The organism is Leyella stercorea (assembly GCF_021531355.1).
Classification (GTDB): Bacteria; Bacteroidota; Bacteroidia; order Bacteroidales; family Bacteroidaceae; genus Prevotella.
On the sequence record NZ_JADYTS010000128.1, the window covers coordinates 1 to 3389 of the forward strand.

A 3389-nucleotide genomic window follows, 5' to 3' on the forward strand; every position below is an offset into this window, starting at 1 on the left:
GGGCAGGGGGTGGGGCTTTTTTTTTCTATATAAATTGTCTGATTTTTCCATATTATTCGCTATCTTTGCACATACAACCTTAAAATAATATTATTTTTACGCCTATGCACAACCTACGACTTAACGCTGCCACTGTTATGTGGTACATTATTATGTGCTTGATGCTGGTTTCTTGTGGAGAGAAACCAGTAAGGATTTCCCTTGCCGAACGCAAGGCATTGGACAGCATAGTGTCCTCTTCTCACAATATTGACACTATCTCCATGATACAGAAGCGCATGGAGCGTGAGGGCAATATGCTGGGTAGCATCATTGCTTATAGAGAGATGGGAAAACTGATGCGCAACGAGAGCCGTTTCGACGATGCGCTGCGCATGCACAGCGAGGGACTGAAGCAGGCGGAGACGCTTGGCGACACGCTTGAGGTGGTGCAGGCACTGAACAATATCGGCACCGATTATAGGCGAATGGGGGTGCTCGACATGGCGCAAGACTACCATTATCGCGCTTTCAATATCTGCAAGGAGAGCACCGACTCATCGTACACAGCTAAGAAAAACCGGGTGGTATCGCTCAACGGACTGGGCAACATCTACCTCACCTTCGGCAACTACGCTCGTGCCGACAGTGCGCTGCGACTGGCGCTGGCAGGCGAACGTGAGCTGAACAGCACCCTCGGACAAGCCATCAACTATGCCAACATAGGCTCAATATACCGCCACCGCGAACAGTTGGACTCGGCGTGGATGTACTACCGCCGCTCTATGGGACTCAACCTGCAGATAGGCAACACGCTCGGCGTGGCGCTGTGCCATATCTCCTTCGGTTCGCTGTACGAGAAGGAGCACGACTACGACAAGGCGATATCGGAGTATGATACGGCTTACCGACAGTTGCAGTCGTCGAAAGACGAGTGGCACGCCATAGGTCCGCTCATCGCTCTGGCTGGCGTTTACACCACCAAGGGCAATGATGCCAAGGCGCTGGAGTATCTCGACAAGGCTCTGCACACGGCACGCGCAATCAAGTCGAACGAGCATCTGGCTGAGGTGTACACCTTATATTATAAGCTATACAAGCGCACGGGCAACTACAACGCGGCGCTGACGGCACACGAGAATGCTGCCGCCATGAGAGACAGCGTCATCGACATGGAGAAACTCAACCGCATACAGAACGCGGGTCTGCTCATAGAGCGCAACCATCAGACTCGTGTCATGCACGAAGCCAACATGAACCTCAAGAGCGAGCGTGCGGCACGATACATCTACTCCGTAGTATTCACCATCGTTGTGGTGATACTGATAAGCGCACTGGTGGTGTTCTTCTACGTGCAGCGCATTCACCGCCGCAACCACCTGGCTCTGAAACGCCTCGCAGAGATGCGCGAGAGCTTCTTCACCAATATCACCCACGAGTTCCGCACGCCGCTCACCGTGATTCTCGGCATGAGCCGCGACCTGCCCGGCAAGTCGCCCGACGAACTGAAGCAGAGCGTGCAAGCCATCGAACGCCAGGGCTACGGTCTGCTGCAACTCATCAACCAGCTGCTCGACATATCGAAGATAAAGTCGCAGATGGGCAACTTAGACTGGCGCAACGGCTACATAACCACCTACATATCCATGCTCGTGGACACCTATCGCGACTATGCACGCAGCAAGAACATCGACCTGCAGCTGTATTTCAAGCAACCCGTGACGATGGACTTCGTGCCCGACTATGTCAATAAGGTGTTCAACAACCTCATATCCAACGCCTTAAAGTTCACACCCGACTACGGCAAGATAAACATAGCTTTATGGCGCGAGGGCGACAGCTTCTTTGCGGATGTGACTGATACGGGCGAGGGAATGGACCAGGAGACTGCCGAAAACGCCTTCAAGTCATTTTATCAGGGTGAGACCGACTCGAAGAATTTGGGCACGGGCGTAGGTCTGGCTCTGGTGAAGCAGATAATCGACGCGGTGCATGGTGAGATCAGTGTAAAGAGCGAGGTGGGCAAGGGAACGACGTTCCACATCCAGATTCCGATAACCAACAAGAGCGACATCAAGCTCAATGAGCAGACGGTGGACAACGCCCCCGAACTGCCCACTGAGGAGAAGAAACTCGTGGACACCGAAGCCGATGACAACCAGTGCACGGTGCTCGTCATTGAGGACAACCGCGACATTGCGGCGTATATTGGCGATGTGCTGAACGACCGCTATGCCGTGGCTTACGCTACCAATGGTGAGGACGGACTGAAGAAGGCTATCGACATTGTGCCCGACCTCATAGTAACCGACCTGATGATGCCGGGCATGGACGGTCTGGAACTGTGCCGACGCATTCGCTCGAACGATGTGGTGAATCATATTCCTATCGTCATCGTAACGGCGAAGATTTCCGACCAGGAGCGCATCGAGGGCATAGAGGCTGGTGCCGACGCTTATCTGGCAAAGCCGTTCAACGTAGACGAGCTGCGCTCCATCGTAGAACGTCTGCTCGATCGCCAGCGCTCGCTGCGTAGCAAGTTTGGCGACAACGCTACCAATACCAAGGAGCCACAGCAGCAGGAGCCACAGCTGACGGATGCCGAACGCCGATTCCTCGCCAAGACGGTAGACCATATCTATCTGCTCATGGACAAGCAACAGCTCGACGTGAACACGCTCGCCGAAAAGCTGTGCATGAGTTCGCGACAGTTCCACCGTAAGATTGTTGCGCTCACAGGCAGTTCGCCTGCCTCGTTCATCCTGAAAATAAAGATGAAGCGCGCACGCCATCTGCTCGAAACCGACCCCAAACTGAGCGTCGACGAAATAGCCTTCCGCTGCGGCTTCGAACACACCTCCAGCTTCTACCACGCCTTCCGCAAGACGTATGGCGTAACGCCGAAGGAGATGCAGAGGGGTGTGGATGGGTAGAATAGCTACAAAGCCCCAGAAAGCCCCACCCCAAACAATATTTGCATTTTTAACCGCTCAAAACTGCTTGCTGAACGCACGACGAAATGTTTGGCTCGAAATTCTTGAGTTTTGAACGGCTGAAGATAATTTGCTTATTGTCAATGGATTATGATTTTTGAGGCGAAAAATCACAATGACGGACAACGTAAAAACGCTACATTTTTTTGAAAAAGGACTACATTTACCCTCCAACTGTAGTACTATTACCTTCCAAAACGAGTACAATTGCATCGCAAATGTACTCGTTTTGCATATCAAAGAAGCTACATTTGGGGTGGGAGAGGGTTGGAACACCGAAAAAAACAATGAAAAACGAGGGTAAGAATCTCTATAATCGATTTTTATTTTGTAACAGTTTTTTACTGCAAAGACGATATTTGCATGAAAAAAACATAAAAGCCACAAAAGCCACAAAAGCCCCAGAAAGCCCCACCC

The 3389-nt window shown here is 51.8% G+C and carries 1 protein-coding gene; it reads left to right on the top strand.

Features of this window, described 5'->3' with window-relative positions; all coding sequences use genetic code 11:
• Positions 1-137 precede the first annotated feature (137 nt).
• Entirely contained in the window at positions 138-2912 is a 2775-nt protein-coding gene (locus tag I6E38_RS14470) for a response regulator (protein ID WP_235394649.1), read from the top strand.
• The last annotated feature ends 477 nt before the right edge of the window (positions 2913-3389 follow it).